The 18,817-nt window shown below is 63.6% G+C and carries 24 protein-coding genes; 19 read left to right on the top strand and 5 right to left on the bottom strand.

The features are described from left to right. Window positions 1-82: 82 nt before the first annotated feature. Complete coding sequence (locus tag ACOJCM_RS08135) at window positions 83-289, bottom strand: cold-shock protein (RefSeq protein ID WP_445211558.1); 207 nt, start codon at window positions 287-289, stop codon at window positions 83-85. Window positions 290-649: 360 nt separating this feature from the next. On the opposite strand from ACOJCM_RS08135, the gene ACOJCM_RS08140 reads away from it, so the two are divergent. Then, window positions 650-2,413, top strand: a complete 1,764-nt coding sequence (locus ACOJCM_RS08140) for a mechanosensitive ion channel family protein (RefSeq protein ID WP_445211559.1) — start codon at window positions 650-652, stop codon at window positions 2,411-2,413. Between the two features lie 94 nt (window positions 2,414-2,507). Here ACOJCM_RS08140 and ACOJCM_RS08145 read toward each other — a convergent pair whose 3' ends face one another. Continuing rightward, window positions 2,508-2,912 (bottom strand): hypothetical protein, encoded by a 405-nt coding sequence (locus tag ACOJCM_RS08145; protein WP_445211560.1) that lies wholly within the window; start codon window positions 2,910-2,912, stop codon window positions 2,508-2,510. A gap of 252 nt (window positions 2,913-3,164) precedes the next feature. Between ACOJCM_RS08145 and ACOJCM_RS08150 the strand changes: the two genes are divergently transcribed. From ACOJCM_RS08150 to ACOJCM_RS08165, 4 genes are read left to right on the top strand one after another with little or no spacing between them, the layout of a single operon-like run. Then, window positions 3,165-3,566, top strand: a complete 402-nt coding sequence (locus ACOJCM_RS08150; RefSeq protein WP_445211561.1) for a DUF2157 domain-containing protein — start codon at window positions 3,165-3,167, stop codon at window positions 3,564-3,566. Between the two features lie 9 nt (window positions 3,567-3,575). Then, window positions 3,576-4,136, top strand: a complete 561-nt coding sequence (locus ACOJCM_RS08155) for a hypothetical protein (protein WP_445211562.1) — start codon at window positions 3,576-3,578, stop codon at window positions 4,134-4,136. Further along, window positions 4,133-5,206 (top strand): DUF4401 domain-containing protein, encoded by a 1,074-nt coding sequence (locus ACOJCM_RS08160; RefSeq protein WP_445211563.1) that lies wholly within the window; start codon window positions 4,133-4,135, stop codon window positions 5,204-5,206. The genes ACOJCM_RS08155 and ACOJCM_RS08160 overlap by 4 nt, the downstream gene beginning before the upstream one ends. Further along, window positions 5,203-5,739 (top strand): GDYXXLXY domain-containing protein, encoded by a 537-nt coding sequence (locus tag ACOJCM_RS08165; protein ID WP_445211564.1) that lies wholly within the window; start codon window positions 5,203-5,205, stop codon window positions 5,737-5,739. The genes ACOJCM_RS08160 and ACOJCM_RS08165 overlap by 4 nt, the downstream gene beginning before the upstream one ends. Before the next feature lie 49 nt (window positions 5,740-5,788). Here the strand turns inward: ACOJCM_RS08165 and ACOJCM_RS08170 are convergent, their stop codons facing one another. Beyond that, on the bottom strand, window positions 5,789-6,541 hold the full coding sequence (locus tag ACOJCM_RS08170) for a VIT1/CCC1 transporter family protein (RefSeq protein ID WP_445211565.1): 753 nt from the start codon (window positions 6,539-6,541) through the stop codon (window positions 5,789-5,791). 83 nt (window positions 6,542-6,624) lie between these two features. Between ACOJCM_RS08170 and ACOJCM_RS08175 the strand changes: the two genes are divergently transcribed. The 5 genes from ACOJCM_RS08175 (at window position 6,625) to ACOJCM_RS08195 (ending at window position 9,482) form a co-directional block, all read left to right on the top strand. Then, on the top strand, window positions 6,625-7,254 hold the full coding sequence (locus tag ACOJCM_RS08175; protein ID WP_445212065.1) for a Vat family streptogramin A O-acetyltransferase: 630 nt from the start codon (window positions 6,625-6,627) through the stop codon (window positions 7,252-7,254). Window positions 7,255-7,300: 46 nt separating this feature from the next. Further along, complete coding sequence (locus ACOJCM_RS08180) at window positions 7,301-7,741, top strand: hypothetical protein (RefSeq protein ID WP_445211566.1); 441 nt, start codon at window positions 7,301-7,303, stop codon at window positions 7,739-7,741. A 70-nt stretch (window positions 7,742-7,811) separates the two neighbouring features. Beyond that, the gene (locus ACOJCM_RS08185) at window positions 7,812-8,444 is read left to right on the top strand and encodes a LysE family translocator (RefSeq protein WP_445211567.1); all 633 of its coding nucleotides are present in this window, start codon (window positions 7,812-7,814) and stop codon (window positions 8,442-8,444) included. 27 nt (window positions 8,445-8,471) lie between these two features. Further along, on the top strand, window positions 8,472-8,975 hold the full coding sequence (locus ACOJCM_RS08190; RefSeq protein ID WP_445211568.1) for a DUF523 domain-containing protein: 504 nt from the start codon (window positions 8,472-8,474) through the stop codon (window positions 8,973-8,975). A 27-nt stretch (window positions 8,976-9,002) separates the two neighbouring features. Next, entirely contained in the window at window positions 9,003-9,482 is a 480-nt protein-coding gene (locus ACOJCM_RS08195) for a nucleoside deaminase (RefSeq protein WP_445211569.1), read from the top strand. A gap of 3 nt (window positions 9,483-9,485) precedes the next feature. On the opposite strand, the gene ACOJCM_RS08200 is transcribed toward ACOJCM_RS08195, so the two are convergent. Beyond that, entirely contained in the window at window positions 9,486-10,037 is a 552-nt protein-coding gene (locus tag ACOJCM_RS08200; protein WP_445211570.1) for a DsbA family protein, read from the bottom strand. A 216-nt stretch (window positions 10,038-10,253) separates the two neighbouring features. On the opposite strand from ACOJCM_RS08200, the gene yghU reads away from it, so the two are divergent. Both yghU and ACOJCM_RS08210 read left to right on the top strand, forming a co-directional pair. Beyond that, window positions 10,254-11,117 carry a glutathione-dependent disulfide-bond oxidoreductase gene (yghU, locus tag ACOJCM_RS08205; RefSeq protein WP_445211571.1) on the top strand — a complete coding sequence of 288 codons (864 nt, stop codon included), beginning with the start codon at window positions 10,254-10,256 and terminating at the stop codon, window positions 11,115-11,117. Then, complete coding sequence (locus tag ACOJCM_RS08210; RefSeq protein WP_445211572.1) at window positions 11,118-11,579, top strand: GNAT family N-acetyltransferase; 462 nt, start codon at window positions 11,118-11,120, stop codon at window positions 11,577-11,579. It abuts the gene before it with no gap. A 9-nt stretch (window positions 11,580-11,588) separates the two neighbouring features. Here the strand turns inward: ACOJCM_RS08210 and ACOJCM_RS08215 are convergent, their stop codons facing one another. After that, entirely contained in the window at window positions 11,589-11,855 is a 267-nt protein-coding gene (locus tag ACOJCM_RS08215; RefSeq protein WP_445211573.1) for a hypothetical protein, read from the bottom strand. A 171-nt stretch (window positions 11,856-12,026) separates the two neighbouring features. Here ACOJCM_RS08215 and ACOJCM_RS08220 point away from each other — a divergent pair, with 171 nt between their 5' ends. The 7 genes from ACOJCM_RS08220 (at window position 12,027) to ACOJCM_RS08250 (ending at window position 18,682) form a co-directional block, all read left to right on the top strand. Further along, the gene (locus ACOJCM_RS08220; RefSeq protein ID WP_445211574.1) at window positions 12,027-13,013 is read left to right on the top strand and encodes an ABC transporter substrate-binding protein; all 987 of its coding nucleotides are present in this window, start codon (window positions 12,027-12,029) and stop codon (window positions 13,011-13,013) included. Between the two features lie 2 nt (window positions 13,014-13,015). Continuing rightward, the gene (locus ACOJCM_RS08225) at window positions 13,016-14,716 is read left to right on the top strand and encodes an ABC transporter permease (RefSeq protein ID WP_445211575.1); all 1,701 of its coding nucleotides are present in this window, start codon (window positions 13,016-13,018) and stop codon (window positions 14,714-14,716) included. Continuing rightward, complete coding sequence (locus tag ACOJCM_RS08230; RefSeq protein ID WP_445211576.1) at window positions 14,704-15,750, top strand: ABC transporter ATP-binding protein; 1,047 nt, start codon at window positions 14,704-14,706, stop codon at window positions 15,748-15,750. Before ACOJCM_RS08225 ends, ACOJCM_RS08230 begins: the two co-directional genes overlap by 13 nt. Continuing rightward, the gene (locus tag ACOJCM_RS08235) at window positions 15,747-16,790 is read left to right on the top strand and encodes an MBL fold metallo-hydrolase (RefSeq protein ID WP_445211577.1); all 1,044 of its coding nucleotides are present in this window, start codon (window positions 15,747-15,749) and stop codon (window positions 16,788-16,790) included. The genes ACOJCM_RS08230 and ACOJCM_RS08235 overlap by 4 nt, the downstream gene beginning before the upstream one ends. Then, entirely contained in the window at window positions 16,777-17,358 is a 582-nt protein-coding gene (locus ACOJCM_RS08240; protein WP_445211578.1) for a histidine phosphatase family protein, read from the top strand. Before ACOJCM_RS08235 ends, ACOJCM_RS08240 begins: the two co-directional genes overlap by 14 nt. Before the next feature lie 45 nt (window positions 17,359-17,403). After that, window positions 17,404-18,153, top strand: a complete 750-nt coding sequence (locus tag ACOJCM_RS08245) for a DUF72 domain-containing protein (protein WP_445211579.1) — start codon at window positions 17,404-17,406, stop codon at window positions 18,151-18,153. A gap of 85 nt (window positions 18,154-18,238) precedes the next feature. Then, on the top strand, window positions 18,239-18,682 hold the full coding sequence (locus ACOJCM_RS08250; protein WP_445211580.1) for an SRPBCC family protein: 444 nt from the start codon (window positions 18,239-18,241) through the stop codon (window positions 18,680-18,682). The last annotated feature ends 135 nt before the right edge of the window (window positions 18,683-18,817 follow it).

Consider the following 18,817-nt stretch of genomic DNA (forward strand, 5'->3'; position numbering starts at 1 on the left):
GCAGTGGGCGCAACGCAACAGGGCCCGCCGAAGCGGGCCCTGTACCGAACCGAGGGGTTCGGGAACTCGTGTGACCGTTCGGTCAGGCGAGCTGCTTGATGTTCGAAGCCTGAAGGCCCTTCTTGCCCTGGGTCACGTCGAATTCGACGGTTTGACCTTCCTGCAGGGACTTGAAGCCGTCAGCCTGAATCTCGGAGAAGTGGGCGAACACGTCATCGCCGCCGTCTGACGGAGAGATGAAGCCGAAGCCCTTGGAATCGTTGAACCACTTGACTGTACCAGTCGTCATTTGAGAATCCTTTCGCGCCATGGCGCCTTGTCATGTTTCTGGTTACCCAGGTGTATCGCGGGTAGAACAAGGATCGATACCAGACTGCCGAAAGAATCCGAGCGCTTCTGAAACCCTACCGCTTGCTACCAGCTTTCCCACCGTGTCACGTCCGCCCGCCCTGGGTCAAAGCCTTTCGGGTTTATTTTTCTCATGCCTCGGCCAGCTGCACTCTCCCGAGCTGGACGGGGCGGCATCCGCTAAGCTGTACTCCCAAGTACTTACGATCCGTGTCGCCGGGTGAAGAGGATAGGCCTACCGGGCGGCACGGCACTGCCGCAAGGAATCGGCAGCGGACTGGCAGCGATCAGGAAGACAGGTATGAAGGCAAACGGCTCACGGCGGCTGTCGCAGCTTCTGGCGGTGGCGCTTCTCTTTTTTTCCGGCCTGTGCATGGCGCAGATGGCGGATGACGGCGGTGAAAGCGATGGCGATAGTGATAGTGAGGAGAGGGAGCAGTGGTTCGAAGTCGATTCGCTGAACGAGGGGCTTGACGAGCCACCTGACGAGGTCAAGCGGCTGACGCCGCGAGAAGCGATCCGCAGTTTCATGGAGCTTGCCGAAGAGAATGACTATGCGGCAGCGGCCCATGTCCTCAACCTTTCCGACCTGGACGAAGCGGAGCAGCAGCAGAGAGGCCCCGAGTTGGCTCGGCAATTGGTCGAGGTGCTCAGGCGGGGCGAATGGCTCAACGTTTCCAATCTTTCCGGCAGGCAGGATGCCGCCATCGAAGACCCTTCGGGCCAGCATCCCCTGACTGGCGAGCCGCGCCGGGATATCGAGTTGGCTACCCTCGAGGTCGAGGGCGACGCCTATGACATCCGCCTGGGCCGCTATCGAGAGGACGATGAGGAGCCGGTCTGGCTGATTACGCCGGATAGCGTGTCGTCGATCCCCTTGCTCTATCAGGAGTACGGCCCTTCGCTGCTGGAGGAGTACATACCGGAGCGCCTCAAGACCTCCTTCGGCCGTCTCGAGGTCTGGGAATGGATTACCATCCCGATCTTCCTGCTGCTGATCGGCCTGGTGGGGTGGGGCGTCTACTCGCTGGTCGGGTTGCTGGCGAAGTGGTTCCCCAATGGCGCACCGAGCATCTTCGCAGGCAAGATCGGTGGGCCCGTGGCGCTGCTCGCCATGGCGTTCGTGGCCCGTGCGCTGCTCGACTACGTGGTCTCCTTCTCGGCCGTGGCGACCACGTTCATTCGCGTACTGCTGATCCTCCTCATCGCCTGGGGGGTGGGCACGATCGCGCTGCGCCTGGTGGACACCATTCTGCTCAAGGTGACGCGGCGCATCGTGGGCGAGATCGACGACACCAAGCCCAAGGACGAGCGCAAGCTGCTCACCTCGCTCTACGCACTGCGCCGGGTGATCATCCTGATCACGGTGACCGCCGTCTCGGTCTACGTGCTGAGCCAGATCCAGCTGTTCGAGACGTTGGGCATGACGCTGCTGGCCTCGGCCAGCGTATTGGCGGTGCTGGTGGGTATCGCAGGCCAGGCGGTGCTCGGCAACATTCTCTCGTCGTTCCAGGTGTCGCTGGCGAAGCCCATCCGCATCGGTGATCTGGTGATGTTCGAGGGGCAGTGGTGCTATGTGGAAGGCATCTTCTACACCTTCATCCGGCTGAGAAGCTGGGACGAGCGGCGCCTCATCGTGCCGGTGACCTACTTCGTCTCCCAGCCCTTCGAGAACCTTTCGGTCAAGAGCGCCAAGATGTACCGCTACTTCGACATGAAGCTGCACTTGAGCGCCGATATCACTGTCATCCGCGAGAAGTTCCTGGAGTTTGCCAAGGAGGAGGATAGCGTCGTCGAGCATCACAAGCTGTGCTGCTACGTGACGGGGCAAACCGAGACGGCCCAGACGGTTACCTGTTATCTCATGGCCTCCGACCCCTTCTCCGGCTGGGTCGCGGAGATGAATGTGCTCGAGAGGATGATGGCCTTCATCCGCGATGAACATCCCGAGTGGTGGCCGAGGGATGTGGTGGTGCTCAGCCAGCGCGATATTGCCAAGGGCAAGCGGGTGGATGCCCGCTCGTCGGCAGAAACGAACGATCCCGACGAAGGGTCTTCCGCGTGAGTTCGCTTGGCCATGGCCCGGCCCGCAGCGAGATGCGTTGATACGAAAAGGGCCCGGCAATGGCCGGGCCCGACAGTCTCCCGTTTCCTCGATTTCAGGTCTGGCTCTCGCCTGTCTCCATATCTTCGGTTTCCTGGGCATCGTCGGTGTCGCTCGGCTCAGGCTCTTCGCCTCCTTGCGTGCCTTGCCCTCCCTCTACGCCCGGCGCCCCTGGGTCGCTGCTCACGTTATCGGAAGTGCCACTGCCGCTTTCCGAGTCCTTCTCGCGCTTCTTGTCCTTCTCCTTGTCCCACTCGTCTCCCTTCTCGGCATCCATCTCACTCGATCCGGAAGAACCCGCGGTATCGGAGGCGCCTTCCGTCATGGTGGAGGTACCGCTCTGCTCACCGGTGGCATCCGTTTCCGAGTCGCTATCGGTCGACCAAGCGAACGGGCTGGCAACCAGGCCCAGCGCCACTCCCAACACTCCGATGCGTTTGAGTACGTCACGCGACAACATGGTATGACTCCTTGGACATCATGTCCGGAATGCGAGCGGCTGAGCTGTGTTAGCCGCTCTGCTCCTTGCCAGGCCGCGGCCTCGGTGATCGAGCGCCACGGTCGCGGCCGCCCCGTTCCTGGGCTCACCTGCCGCCTCACGATGCCAGCCGTGAGGGAGTTCAACGCTTGATGAGCAGGAATGAAACGGTTTCTGAAGCATAGTCCGATAATGAGCGGATACCACGTGTGAATCATTACGCAGGGGAACGACATGGCCTCCATTCGCCGTGAGCTGACGGCATTGATCGAGCGCGGCGCGATACCCCGCGAACAGGTGTCGCAAGCCGTGACACTGTCGGGGCTTTATCCCTCCGGGCTGGCCTGGGGCGTGTTTCTCGATCGTCTGCTGCTGTGGCTGGGGAGCCTGGTGTTGGCTTGCGGGATACTCTTTCTCATCGCCTACAACTGGAGCGAGATGGGACGCTGGCTGCGCTTCGGGCTGGTGCAGGCGGCCCTGGTCGCGGCCATCGGCGTCTACTGGTGTAGCGAGGAGGGCGGCCCGGTGGCCCGGGCGGCATTGACGGCGGCTTCGCTGCTGCTGGGCGTCTTGCTGGCACTGTTCGGCCAGGTGTACCAGACCGGTGCCGATCCCTGGCAGCTGTTCTTCTTCTAGGCCGTGCTGATGCTGCCCTGGACCCTAGTCGCGCGTTTCGATGCGCTCTGGGTACTCTGGCTGGGGTTGCTCAACGTTGCCCTGGCGCTCTATTGCCGTACCTGGGGCGGGGCGTTCGGTGTAGTGTTCGCCGATGATGGCTCCGCCCTGTGGGGCCTGTTCGCGCTCAATACCGTGGCGCTGGCCCTATGGGAGCTGGGTGCGCGGCGCTGGCGATGGCTGTCGGCACGCTGGGCGCCTTGCTTGTTGGCATTGGGCAGCGGTGTGCCGCTCACGCTGCTGGTGCTGACGCTTCTCTTCGACGAGCCTGTGGTGTTCACGCCGGTGCTGCTCGTGTATCCGCTGTGGCTGGCAGCGCTCTTCGCCGTCTATCGCTACTGGCGGCCGGAACTGTTCATGCTGGCGGGCGGCTGCCTGTCGGTCATCATCGTCGTCACCGCCTTCTTCGCCAGGCACTCGCTGATGCAGGGCGAAGCGGGAGGCCTGCTTTTCCTCGCCGTGCTTGTACTGGCGCTTGGGGCTGGGGCTGTGTTCTGGCTCAAGCGCCTCCATGCGGAGATGGCGTCATGACGCTCAGGGACAGGCTCGCCCAGGCCGGTATCGAGGTTACGCAAGACGAAGGCTCGCCAGCCCTCGAAACGCCCTGGTTCGTGCGCGCCTTGCAGGCGGCTTCGGGCTGGTTGGCTGCCGTGTTCCTGCTGAGCTTCATCGCCGTGGGCGTCGCCTTCGTGCTCGAGAGCGGCATTGCCGCCGCGACGCTGGGGCTGGTCATGATTGCCGGTGCTTTCATGGCGCTGCAGAAGGCCAGGAGTGACTTCCTGGCACACCTGGCGCTGGCCGCGAGCCTGGCGGGGCAACTATTGGTGGCCTGGGCAATGGCATCCCTGCTGGAGGGCACGACCGTCGGCCTTTGGTGGTCGCTGCTGGTGCTGCAGGTTGCACTGGCCCTGACGATGCCGAGTCTCACGCATCGTGCCTTTTCCGCTTTTGCCGCCAGCCTGGCACTCACTCTGGCCCTGGCCGAGGGCGTCGCCGTACCCTCCCTGGCCATTGGCTTGGTGCTGTTGGCGCTGGTCTTACTCTTCCTCAACGAGTTTCGTTGGCCGGACCGTGTGCGGTCAGTGGAGGCCTTAGGCCTCGGCCTGCTGCTTGGCCTGGTGACCATCCAGGCCATGGCTTACCTGGCTCAGCCGCTGCTCAGCTGGCGTCACGATTCCGGTGCCGGCTTGGCCTGGCTGGAGCCCTGGGCCGGGGAGGCGCTGAGTGCGCTGACGCTCTTGCTGCTGCTCCGGCAGCTCTTCCTGCGCCATGCCCAGGCCACGAAACCGAGCGTTCGCATGGCCGCCTATGGGGCGGTGGCGCTCCTGTTGCTGCTCTCCCTGCAAGCCCATGGCTTGATCCAGGGCGCCGTGGTGGTGCTGTTGGGCTTTGCCATCGGCCATCGGCTGGTGATGGCGAGCGGAGTGCTGCTGTTGCTGCTTTCCATCGCGAATTACTACTACTGGCTCGAGGTGAGCCTGCTGCACAAGGCCTTGACCTTGTTCGCCCTGGGCGGGCTGCTGCTGGCGATTCGCTGGGCGCTGCGCCGCTGGCGGCCAATCGACGGAAGGGCCGAAGCGGGAGAGGGAGCGAGCCAATGAGCGTGACAGCCAAGTTCAATAGGCTCGTGGTGGTCGTCGCCACCGTGCTGATCCTGGCGCTGGTCAACTGGAGCATCTGGGCCAAGGAGCGCCACCTGGCCGAGGGCGAGGTGGTTTACCTGGAGCTGGCGCCGGTGGACCCGCTCTCGCTGATGCAAGGTGACTACATGGCGCTGAACTTCGTGATCGGCAACCGGATCCAGGATGCGTTGTTTGAACGGCGCTTCGAAAACGGGGAGCCCCATGCCACCGATGGGCATGTCGTCGTGCGGCTGGATTCGCAGCGCGTGGCGCACTTCCAGCGCCTGGGCGCGAGCAACGCTTCCCTCGCCGCCGACGAAATGCGCCTACGCTACCGGATGCGTAACGGCCGCGTGCGCTTTGCCACCGACGCCTTCTTCTTTCAGGAAGGCCATGCCGAGCGCTACGAACTCGCGCGCTACGGGGAGTTTCGTGTCAATGAGCGCGGCGAGCCCTTGCTCGTTTCCCTGCACGATGCCGAGCTGGAGTTGCTCGGGGAGATGGAGCGGTAATAGGGGTTCACTGATCATGACGCTCGAAGGCGCCGGCGTTTTCCACGATCTAGCTAAGGTCGAACAGTGCATGTGCCAGGTGCCCGCTGAGAAAGGCAAGGCCAGCGGCAGCGCCGCCCATCAACAGGGTACGAAACCCCGAGCGCAACATCGGTCGCTCGTAGACCAGGCTTTTGAGCATGCCGATACCGAAGAACATCACACCGGCGATAAAGAGGCTGGCCAGGAACTGGGTGACGACATCCAGACCCGGTAGCGCATAGGGTAGTAGTGGCATGGCACCGACAATGACAAACGCAAGGAAGGTCGTTAGCGCGGCGCGCAGGGGATTCAGACCGACAGGCTGCAAGGAATGCTCCTCCTTGAGCATGGTATCGACCCAGACGTCTTGATTGTCGGTCAGGGTTTCTACCACTCTTTCCAACAAGTCACCCTCGAAGCCCTTCGCTCGGAAAATCTGGCGTATTTCTTCTCTCTCCCCATCGGGGATGAGCTGAATATGGTGATATTCGCTACGTGTGACGCTGTCGATGTGCTCCTGCTGCGCCTGGGAAGCCTCGTAATTGCTGACGGCCATGCTGAAGCCGTCGGCAAGAAGATTGGCGAAACCAAGCACCAACGCGACCGTAGCGGAGAAGCCAGCACCAAATGCGCCTGAAACGACGGCGAAGGTCGTTACGCACCCATCGATGCCCCCGAGTATCGCATCGGGGACGGTGCTTGCTTGCGGCGGCTGGGACAAGCGCTCCTTCACTGCATCGGGATGATGTTCGGGCTCGAGATCTTTACGGTCATATGCCATGGCAGCCATCCGCGATGGGTATTCGCTTCTGAAGCTAGTTGATTAACCCTGCCGAAAACAGAATCATCGGGGTGAAGTCGCCAATTGTAAGGAGGGCTCCAGTGCACGGACCTGACCCCACTACCCAGCATCCCATCGCAGGGTTCCCCCAAGTGTGCTTTATCAAGAACGTGGTCAAGAACCCGAATATCGTAATTGGCGACTACACCTACTACGACGACCCGGAAGATTCGGAAAACTTCGAGCGCAACGTGCTCTACCATTACCCGTTCATTGGCGACAAACTGATCATCGGCAAATTCTGCGCCATTGCGCGTGGGGTGAAATTCATCATGAACGGGGCAAACCACAAGCTCTCGGGGATCTCCACCTACCCATTCCAGATCTTCGGCAACGGATGGGAAAAGGTCATGCCGGAGATGCACGAGCTCCCCTACAAGGGAGACACGGTCGTAGGGCATGATGTGTGGATAGGCTACGACGCCCTCATCATGCCCGGAGTGCAAATCGGCAATGGGGCCATCGTGTCGTCGCGCTCGGTGGTGGTAAACGACGTGGCGCCCTATACCGTGGTAGGCGGCAACCCGGCTCGCCCTATCAAGCAGCGCTTTTCGTCGGAGGTTGTCGAGACACTGCAGTCCATCGCCTGGTGGGACTGGCCGGTAGACAAGATTACTCGGAACCTTTCTCTTATCGTGGCAAATGATGTCTAGGCGCTGCGCAGGGTGGTTTGAGCCAAAGAACATACCGGGAAGAAACATGAACGGGGAGTTGATTCACCGAATCCTGATTGTCGTCGAGATGTTCGTTCTGGCTTTGCCGGTGAGCCTGTTTTGCCTGTTCTTCGGGTTGGCCTTGCTGAGCACGGTAGGGTTTTACTGGGGCGTGAAAGAACTGGCTATCATGCTCTTCGTATTCGCCGGGTTTCTGGGTATCGTGGGGTTATGGCGCGTGGCGGCGATCTACCTGGCGCGCCGGCAACAGTCCACTTGGTGGTGGCGCGCGGCCTGTGTTGGGGCGGGGCTGGTAGCCGTTTCTCTGATACTGTTCTGCCTGCGCGTCTCGGGCTGGGATTCGCCGGAATGGGTGATCATCATTGCCTTGGGCGTATTTGCCAGCCCGCTGCTGGTGCCTTTTTTCCACCTCGCATATCTACTGCGAACGCCTCGGAAGCAACTGTCTACTCAGGCGCAGCAATAACCCTTTGCGGTAAGCTCGAGCTTTGCTGTCGGCGACAAGCGAACATAGTGAATCTAAAAGGAGATGGCCCGTGGAGTGGTGGACCTGGATAACCTATGTGGGTGTGATAACGGCACTGATCCTCTTCCCGGGGCCGGTGGCACTGCTCTGCACCACGCATGGTCTGCGATTCGGGCGGCACAGGGCCTTCGCGACCGTCTTGGGCGGGGGGATGGCGTCGCTGGTGCTGATGGCGCTTTCCGCCCTGGGCCTTGGCGCCATTCTGGCCACCTCGGAAACGGCTTTCTTCGTCCTGAAGATGGTCGGCGGCGCCTACCTGATCTACCTGGGGCTGCAGGCCTGGTTGACCGTACCCCGCTCACCGATGGACGCGTCGCCCGAAGCGGGACCGTCTAATCGGCAGTCCGTACCCGCCATGTTTCGCCAGGGTTTCCTGGTGGGGATCGGCAATCCCAAGGACCTGCTGTTCTTCGCTGCCCTGTTTCCCAATTTCATCACCCTAGGCGAGCCGCAGTTGATTCAGTTCGTCATTCTGGCGCTGACCTGGCTGATCATCGACACGACCCTAATGACGCTTTACGCCACCCTGGGCTCGGGCCTGGGTCGCTGGTTCGATAGCCCCGGCCGGATGCGCACGTTTCACCGGACTACCGGTGGGTTATTCCTGGGGGCGGGAGGCACGCTGATCGCCTCGAGCCGTTAATCCCTTTCGCGCCTGTAGAGGCTGAACGTGCAAAAAGTACTGGTCAGTGCATGCTTGCTGGGCAATCGAGTTCGCTATGATGCTGGGGCGCTGACGATTACCTCCACTATCCTCGAGCGCTGGGTTGGCGAGGGCCGCGTGGTGTCGGTTTGCCCTGAAGTGAGTGCTGATATGAGCATTCCACGCCCGCCCGCGGAAATTTACGCTGGAGATGGGCGCAACGTACTCGACGGACAGGCGCGAGTATTGGAGATAAGCGGTCAAGATGTGACGAGCGCATTCCGATCCGGGGCGGAAACGGCACTGGCGATGTGTCAGCGGCACGGTATCCGTGTGGCGGTGCTGACGGAACACAGCCCCTCCTGCGGAAGCACTTCTATCTACGATGGGCACTTTTCCGGCACGAAAGTGTTCGGCGTGGGAGTGACGACTGCCCTCTTGCGAGAGCATGGCATCGCCGTTTTCAGCCAACACGACATCGAAGCGGCCCACCGCACGCTGCTATCCAACGAGGTGGCAGGCGAAGCCTGAAAAGTTCGTTGCGAACAGGGGAGCGACATGCTGAGTACTGACGATCTGCGCCATCTTCGCCGCTGCGTGGAGCTGGCCACTGAAGCACTCGAGCTGGGCGATGAACCGTTCGGCTCCGTGCTTGTCGATGGCGATGGTCGAGTTCTTGCCGAGGATCATAATCGCGTGGCCTCCGGAGACCGGACCCGCCACCCGGAATTCGCGCTGGCACGCTGGGCAGCTACCCACATGACCCCGGAAGCGCGTCATGCCGCCACCGTTTACACCTCAGGCGAACATTGCCCCATGTGTGCGGCGGCGCATGGTTGGGTCGGGCTGGGGCGTATCGTCTATGCCAGCTCCTCCGAGCAGCTGACACGCTGGCTTAGTGAACTGGGAGTTCCGGCGCCTCCCGTGCGTCCTTTACCCATTCAGGAGGTCGCGCCGGACGTTATCGTTGAGGGGCCGGTGCCTGACTTGGCGGAGCAAGTACGCGAGTTGCACTTGCGCTTTCATGGGGCGGGCTGAGTCTCAGGATAATCGTTTGACCCACTCCGACACTTCATCGCCACTGCCCATGCCAGGGTCAATCAGGCCGTCGACCATGAAGGTCGGCGTGCTATGGATACCGTTCTGGCGGGCGTACTTGGCGTGATGCTTCACCACGCTTTCCAAGCCTTCCTGCTCGAAGGCCGGGATGAGCGACAGGCCGCTGATCTGCTCCAGGCGTTTGAGGATGTCGTTGGGCGTGGCGTCGCGGTTCGGCCCGGTGCTGTGATTCTCGAAGACGAACGCTTCGCGATGGTCGGCCACGGCGGCCATGACCCGCTTTGCCGTCTCCTTGCCACCCTCTAGGGTGGAGGCAGCCGCGATGGCGCGTATGACGATGGGAGAGAGCAAATGCCAGGGCTGGGAGTGCAACCAGATTCGCACCCGCACCTGCGATTCTCCGGCCTGAGCCAGGAAGTCGTCCAGCTTGCGGAAGGTCTTCACCGAGAAGGGACAGGTCGGCTCCAGAAAGACCTCGAGCAGACGTGGGCCTTGGCCCCAGATGAGTGGGTCGGCGTGCCAGTCGTTGGCCATGAGGACTCCTTGCGGGTTGCGCATCGATGCGACAGGCAATGAACCATGTCACAAACCTAGCAGATGCGTGCGGTTCACTCTGTTTCGCCCGGTAATCGTTGGCAGCGATATGCCTGGCTCGAAGCTCGAACGTTATCCCGCTATCTTGTGGCTATTGCGTGCCTCCCGCTCACCAAGGTGAGCCGGAGACTTCGTCACTAGCGTAAGGGAGCTTGCATGAGCCAGGAAAACGAGTACGTGCCGCCGAGGGTATGGAAATGGGAGAAGGAGAGCGGCGGCCAGTTCGCCAGCATCAACCGGCCCGTTGCCGGCCCCACCCACGAGAAAGCGCTGCCGGTGGGCAAGCACCCGCTGCAACTCTATTCGCTGGCCACGCCCAACGGGGTGAAGGCCGCCATCATGCTCGAGGAGCTGTTGGCGCTGGGTCACGCCGACGCCGAGTACGATGCCTGGCTGATTAGCATCGGCGAGGGGGATCAGTTCGGCAGCGGCTTCGTCGAGGTCAATCCGAACTCCAAGATCCCGGCGCTGAGGGACCATAGCACCACGCCGCCGACGCGGGTTTTCGAGTCCGGTTCGATCCTGCTTTATCTGGCCGAGAAATTCGGCGAGTTCCTGCCTCGCGACCCGGCGGGGCGCACCGAAACGCTGAACTGGCTGTTCTGGCAGATGGGCAGTGCACCGTACCTGGGCGGTGGTTTCGGCCACTTCTACGCCTATGCGCCGACCAAGATCGAGTACGCCATCGACCGCTTTACCATGGAGGCCAAGCGTCAGCTCGACGTATTGGATCGCCGCCTGGCCGAAACCCGTTACCTGGGGGGTGATGAATACACCATCGCCGATATCGCCACCTGGCCCTGGTACGGGCAGCTGGTGCTCGACCGGGTCTACGAGGCGGCGGAGTTCCTGCAGGCACAGGAGTACGAGCACGTGCAGCGCTGGGCAAGGGAAATCGACGCCCGCCCGGCGGTGAAGCGCGGGCGGATGGTCAACCGCACCTTCGGTGAGCCGGAAGAGCAGCTGCATGAGCGCCACGATGCCAGCGACTTCGAACGCAACACCGAGGACAAGCGCTAGGTGACGGGGCCGGACACGCCGCCCAGACGACTCGAGTGCCGCGACCTGGAGGCCTGCGCCTCGCTGTTTGCGCAGGTTTTCTCCTCGGAGCCCTGGAGCGAGTCGTGGAGCAACGAACGCGCCCTGGCGCGGCTGGGGCACTTTCACGACTCTCCCGGCTTCGAGGGGGTGTTGATGACGAACGACCGGGACGACGTCGTGGGTTTCCTGCTGGGTAATCGCGAACCCTATCTGGCAGGCCAGCTCTTCTATCTCAGGGAGATGTGCGTCGATTGCCGCTGGCAGGGTCAGGGCATCGGCTCGGCGCTCTACCGTACTCTGGAGGGAGAGCTGGCCGCGCATGACGTACGAGCGGTGTACCTGGCCACGAGCCGCGGTATCCCCGCGGCCGGGTTCTACCAGGGACTCGGCTTTCGCTGCAGCGAGAGCATGGCGTTCTACGCCAAGGGGCTACAGGGCTAGAGGGCCAGCCTACCGTTCGGCCCCGGTTGCCCACTCCTGCTCCGGCTGCGCGTACCCCTGGGCTATCAAGGCATCGGCCAGCGCTCGTGAAGCCAGCGCGAACTCGATACGGGACGCGGATAGGGCGCCCTGATCCTTCGAGCCGACATCGCGTTCCAGCCGGTCCAGCTTGATCTTGGCCAGTGCCAGGCGTCGGCATAGCCCCTCGTCCAACACCGAGCGGGAGAGCTCGGTTTCCACCACGGCTTGATCACTCGACGCTGCCGGCGCGTTCATGTCTCGTTCTCCACCACCCCGTGCGGGATCGATCCCCTCGTTCACTCCCTGCTCGTACCGCTCCCGCAACTATTATCGGCTGAAGCGCGATAAACCGTAGGCCTGAGTTGTCACCGAGTTGTAAGCCAATGGCGGTAATGTGAGTGCGCTCACTCATCGGAGATATCTCTCATGTCGAAGCGCCCCGGACTCACCGCTCTTTCTGTCTCGATTGTCCTCGCCGGCCTGGCCTTGCCGGTTCTTGGCAACGAGACGCTGGTGCTATACACCAGCCAGCCCAACAGCGACGCCCAGCAGACCGTCGATGCCTTTCAGGCCGCCTATCCCGATATCGAGGTGGAGTGGGTGCGCGACGGCACCACCCGCCTGATGACACGTCTGCGCTCCGAGCTTTCCGCCGGGGTCAGCAACCCCGATGTGCTGCTGATTGCCGACAGCATGACCCTGGAGTCGCTCAAGCAGGAGGGACACCTGCAGCCCTACCTGAGCCCCGAGCGCGAAGCGTACGCCGCCGAGCTGTACGACCCGGAAGGCTACTACTACGGCACCAAGCTGATCACCACCGGCATCGTGTACAACACCGGCGCCGAGCATCAGCCGCAGAGCTGGCAGGAACTCACCCAGCCGCAATACGAAGGGCAGGTCACCATGCCGAGCCCGCTCTACTCCGGTGCCGCGCTGATCCACATGGCGGCGATCGGTGCCCACCCCGAACTCGGTGAAGACTACTACGATGCGCTGCAGGCCAACCGCACCGAAGCCCAGGGCGGCAATGGCGGCGTGTTCAATGCGGTGGCGGCGGGCACCAAGCCCTACGGCATCGTGGTGGACTTCCTGCCGATTCGCGAGGCAGCCAAGGGCTCGCCGGTGGCGTTCGTCTTTCCCGAGGAGGGCGTGAGCGCAGTGACCGAGCCGGTGGCCATCATGCAGGAAGCCGACAACCTCGAGGCGGCACAGAAGTTCGTCGATTTCGTACTCTCCCGCGAGGGGCAGGAGCTGGTCAGCCAGCAGGGGTATCTCCCGGCTCACCCCGAGGTAACCCCGCCGGAAGGCTTCCCCGCTCGTGACAGCATCGCGCTGATGCCGCTGGATATCGAGGCCGCTCTGGCGCGAGAGGAAGAACTCAAGCAGCGCTTCAGCGACCTGTTCGGCAGTTGATCATGTCGCCGAGCCTCACCGCAGGCAGCCAGCACCGCTGGCTGCTCACCCTGCTGACGATCGGCATCGTGGTGCTCAGCCTCGCGCCCAGCCTGCGCTTGCTGATGGAAGCGCTGGGCGACCTGGCCCAGGGCAGCGAGGCACCGCTGTGGCGGGTGCTGCAAGCCGAGGCCACTTGGCGGGCCCTGTGGCGCAGCCTCTATACCTCGGGGCTGGGCATGCTGATCGCGCTGGCGCTGGGTAGCCTGTTCGCCTTCGTGATCACCTTGACCGATATTCGCGGCAAGGCCTGGCTGGTGTTCTGCTTCATGCTGCCGATGATGATTCCGCCGCAGGTCACCGCGCTCAGCTGGCTGCAGCTTTTCGGGCCCGCCAGCCCCCTGCTGAAGAGCCTGGGCATGGCGCCCCCGCTGGGCAGCCCACAGCCGCTTTATTCGGCACAGGGCATTGCGCTGCTGCTGGGCATCCAGAGTGCACCGCTGGTGTTCCTGGCGCTGCGCACCTCCCTGCTCTCGTTGCCCAGGGAACTGGTCGAGGCGGCGCGTATCAGCGGTGCGCGCCAGATTCAGGTATGGGGGCAGATCATCCTGCCCATCACCCGTAGCGGCATGATCGCCGGTGGTGCCATGGCGTTCATCTCGAGCCTGGGCAATTTCGGCATACCCGCCATGCTAGGCATTCCGGCAGGCTACTACGTGCTGCCGACCCTTATCTATCAGCGTATGGCCAGCTTCGGCACCGGGGTGCTGGCGGAGATGGCGTCGCTCTCGTTGCTGATCGGCGCCCTGGCGCTGGCCGGCGTGGCACTGCAGCAGGCCTGGATGGGCCGCAGTCGCTTCGGCCTGGTGGGGCACGGCGGGCGTGCCCACGACTTCTCGCTGGGACGTTGGCGCGGCGGCGTCACCGCTCTGCTGGTGGCGCTGTTGGTGGCGATTCTCGTCGCGCCGCTGGCGGCTCTAGTGGTGAGTTCGCTGGTGCCTGCCATGGGCGTGCCGCTCACCTGGGAAACCGTCACCCTGAACGCCTACCACGAGGTGATAAGCCGCCAGGGAACGACCTGGCGTGCGGTGCGCAACAGCCTCTGGCTGGCGGGCGGTGCTGCCGTGGTGCTGATGCTGTGCAGCCTGCCGCTGGCCTATCGACTGCAACGCTTGCCCCCACGCTGGCAGGGCATGGCACTGAGTGCCATCGAACTGCCCTATGCACTGCCAGGCGTGGTGCTGGCAGTGGCTTGTATCCTTCTTTTTGTGCGTCCCATACCGCTGCTCGATGTGGCGCTCTACGGCACCCTGGGCTTGATCTTCGTCGCCTATCTGGCGCGTTTCCTGGTGGTGTGCCTCAAGCCGGTGGCAGCTGGCCTTTCCCAGCTTGACCCCTCGCTGGAGGAGGCTGCCCAGCTGGCGGGGGCAGGCCCTTGGCGGCGCCTGGGCGACATCGTGCTGCCTCTGGTGGCGCCGGCGCTGTTCGCCGGCGGGCTGCTGGTATTCCTGCTGGCGGTCAACGAATTGACCGTCTCGGCGCTGCTGTGGAGTGCGGGCAACGAGACCCTGGGCGTGCTGATCTTCAATCTGGACGAGGGCGGCGAGAGCGTGCTGGCCGCCGCGGTTTCCGTGCTGGTGGTGGCGATGGTGGCCGCGCTGATGCTTGGCTTGAGCCTGCTGGCGCCGCGTCTGCCCAAGGGGGTGGTGCCATGGCAGGGTTGATGATCGATCGTGTCACCAAGCGCTTCGGCGAGCATCGGGCCGTCGATGCGCTCTCCCTGGATATCGAACCAGGGGAATTCGTCGCTCTGCTCGGCCCCAGCGGCTGCGGCAAGACCACCATGCTGCGCATGCTGGCCGGCTTCGAGTCGCTCAGCGAGGGCGAGATTCGGATGGGGGAGCGTACCCTGGCCAGCCGGGATCGGCACGTGCCGCCGGAGCAGCGCAACATGGCCATGGTGTTTCAGTCCTACGCCCTGTGGCCGCACATGAGCGTTGCCGACAACGTCGGCTATCCCCTCAAGCTGCGCCGCTTGAGCGGCGAGGCGTATCAGCGCCAGGTGGCAAAGGCGCTGGCCATGGTGGCCCTGGAGCCTTACGCCCAGCGTACGCCGCAGGAGCTCAGCGGTGGCCAGCGCCAGCGCGTGGCGCTGGCGCGGTGCCTCGTCACCGATCCCGACGTCGTGCTGCTGGATGAGCCGCTGGCCAACCTCGACCGTCATCTGCGCGCCTCGATGGAACAGGGCTTTCGCGAGTTTCATCGGCGTACCCGGGCCACCTTGGTCTACGTGACCCATGACCAGAGCGAGGCGATGGCGCTGGCGGACCGGATCGCGGTCATGCGCCACGGCCGGCTGGAGCAGTGGGCCGCGCCCGAGACCCTCTACCGCCGGCCGCGCACCGCCTGGGTCGCCGGCTTTATCGGCCAGGGCAGCCTGCTCAACGTGGCCGCCGGTCGGCCGGGCCAGCGTCTGGAAGAAACGACGTTGATGCGCGGGCTCAGCGCCGTTGCCTCTGAGCGCATCCAGCCGGTGCTGGTGCGTCCTGAGAACGTGACCGTGCTGCCCGATGCGCCTTCCCCCCACGCCTTGACGGCGCGGGTGGAGAGCGTGACCTTCCGCGGCGAACGCTACGAGCTGCACCTGCGCCTGGCGGACGGCGAAACGCTGCTGGCCTACCACCACGTCGCGCTTGCCGAAGGGCAGCAGGTGGCGTTGACCCTGCGCGAAGGCTGGTGCCTGGAGCCCGAGGCATGACCTTGCGCATCGAGGTGCTCAGCGGGTTGGGTGACAAGGCGCCTGCCGCCATCCTGGTCGAGGCTCAGGGCAGGCGCCTGCTGCTTGACGCCGGTGGCGCGCTGCATCCGGGACAGTCCGCCGACTGGGCTCGCGGGCTGGATGTCGACGCCGTGCTGATCAGCCACGACCACTTCGATCATATCGGTGGCGTGTCGGCGCTTCCCGCGGAGCTGCCGCTCTACTGTACCGACGTGGTGGCGACAGCCCTGCCGAGCGGTCGCGAATGGCGCCCACTGCCCGAGCGAGGCCAGTGCCGGGTCGCAGGCGTACCCGTCACCACGGGCCAGGCAGGCCATTCGCTGGGCGGTGTGTGGCTGCATATCGGCAGCGAGGGCGGGGTGTTCTACAGTGGCGATGCCTGCCTGGAATCGCAGCTTTTTCCCTTCGACGAACCGCCGCCTGCCCGCGTTGCGCTGCTTGACGCCTCTTATGGGGTCTACGACACGCCTCAGGCGGAATGCCGCATGGCCATTGCGCAGTGCCTGGCCGAGCCGCGTGTGCTGCCGGTTCCGCCAACGGGCCGGGCATTGGAAATGGCGCTCTGGCTCGAGGCCCGGGCCGAGCGGCTGGGGTTCGGCTGGAACCTGGACGATGCCTGTCGCGAAGGGCTGGGGCAGCTGTTGCGGCTCCCCTCGACGCTGCGCCGCGAGGGGCATGACGCCGCCGTGCGCCGACTGCTGGACGCCGCGCGCCCGGCATCGCCGACGCTATGGCTGGTGGCAGACCGCGATGACGACCCGCTAGACTGGCCGGATCACAGGATCCTGCATACGGGCTATCTTACGCCCCGGCGGCAGCGCCAGCGGGCGGGCGGCGAGGTCGACTGGCGGCGCTGGAACGTTCACTTGCGGTTGTCGCACATGCGGTGGCTGACCAATCGCTTGGGAGCCGAGCGAGTCATTCCTCTCTTCACCAGGCAGGTGGAGGCAGTGAAGGATTCCCTGACGGCGCCGGGCGGCATGGCACTAGCCGAGGAGAGCAGCGATGCTGCTGGCTAAACCCTTCGTTTTCATGCGCCACGGCGAAACCCGGCTGAATCGTGAGCAGCGTATCGGCGGGCGTAGCGATGAGCCGCTGACGGATCTCGGCGAGGCACAGGCCAGGCGTGCCGCTACGCTGCTCGAAAGGCCCTGGAGTCGGGTCGTGACCAGTACGCTGCAACGCGCCTGGCGCACCGCCGAGCTGGCGGTGCCCGGCCAGCAGGCTACCCGGATGAGCGGGCTTGACGAGCGCGACTGGGGGCAGCTGGATCAACTGCCGCTGGCGCAGCAGCCGCCCTACGAGGCCACACCGCCCGGTGGCGAGAGCTGGGCGGATTTCCAGGCGCGAGTGCTGGCCGCGCTCAACGGCGTGCTGGCAAGCGAGGAGATGCCGCTGGTCGTGGCCCACTCAGGCGTGTTCCGGGTAATTCGTACCCACCTGATCGGTACCCCCAACGGCCCCCGGCTGGCTAACGCGACCCCGTATCTGGTCCGTCCCGGCTTGCTGGGCTGGCAGGTAGAGCGCTTTGATCGCGCTATCTCGATGAGTTGGGGTTCGTCACGCGGCGTGACGGGTGCCGTGTAGCTGCCACACTGAAGGGACATCCCTCTGCGCGGCAAGGAGAGTCCCATGAGCCAGGCGACGCAGAACAAGCGGCAGGGCCGGTTGCGCATCGGCACGTCCGGCTATCAGTATCGCCACTGGAAGGATCGCTTCTATCCGGGCGTGCTGGCCCAGAAGGAGTGGTTCGGCTACTACGCCGAGCAGTTCGATACGGTGGAAATCAACAATACCTTCTACAACCTGCCCCAGGCCGCTACCTTCGACAAGTGGAAGGAGGCGGCGCCTTCTAGTTTCGAATACGCGCTGAAGTTCAGTCGCTACGGTAGCCACATGAAGCGTCTCAAGGATCCCGAGCAGAGTCTCGACGCATTCCTCGAGGTGGCCCAGCGGCTGGGAGAGCACCTGGGGCCGATACTGGTGCAGTTGCCGCCTAACTGGAAGTCGCGACCGGAGCGGCTGGACGCCTTCCTGGCCGAAGCGCCCAATTCGTACCGCTGGGCTGTCGAGCTGCGCGACGCCGACTGGCTGAACGATGAGGTGTACGACGTGCTGCGAGGTCACCGCGCCGCGCTGTGCCTCCACGACATGCTGGAGCGTCACCCGCGCGTGTTCACTACCGACTGGACTTACCTGCGCTTTCACGGCCACCACTATGCCGGCAGCTATTCACGCCAGTACCTGGTGGCCGAGGCGAACCGGGTCGCTGAGCTGCTGCACGAGGGGTGCGACGTCTATGCCTTCTTCAACAACGATCAGAAGGCCCATGCGCCGCGTAACGCACTGGACCTGAGGCGCTTCGTGAACGATCGGCTATGACGGTTTCGTCGACGATGTCGAAAATGCGCTCGCTCGCACGATGACACGATGCCATCCGGCCATTGTGATCATCAGGAGAACGAGCATGCCCAGTACCATTCGTCTTCATCGCATTCTGCGCGCCACGCCCGAGCGGGTATACCGCGCCTTCATCGACCCCGCCGCCATGGTCAAGTGGATGCCGCCCAACGGATTTGTCGGCAGCATTCACGAAATGGACGCTCGCGTGGGAGGCGGCTATCGCATGTCCTTCACCAATTTCACTTCCGGCCAGAGCCATGCGTTCAGCGGCGAGTTCCTCGAATTGGTGCCCGCTGAGCGGTTGCGCTATGCCGATCGTTTCGACGACCCCGGCCTGCCCGGCACCATGGACATCCTCGTCACGTTCGAGGAGATCTCCTGCGGGACCGAGCTGCGCCTGGTGCAAGAGGGCGTGCCCGACGTGATACCCGCCGAAGCCTGCTACCTGGGCTGGCAGGAATCGCTCATCTTGCTGGCGAAGCTGGTCGAGGCGGAGATTCCTGACTGATCGTTCCTAGGGATAAAGAGAAACTATCGAGCCGATAGCATTACCCATCCGCTATGAGGCATACACTGTAGGAGAACTCTCGAACAGTGATGGAGTTGCCTTATGTTGGAACGACTGGGAACGGTGCTCTTCCTG

It is taken from the genome of Billgrantia hypersalina (assembly GCF_052584175.1).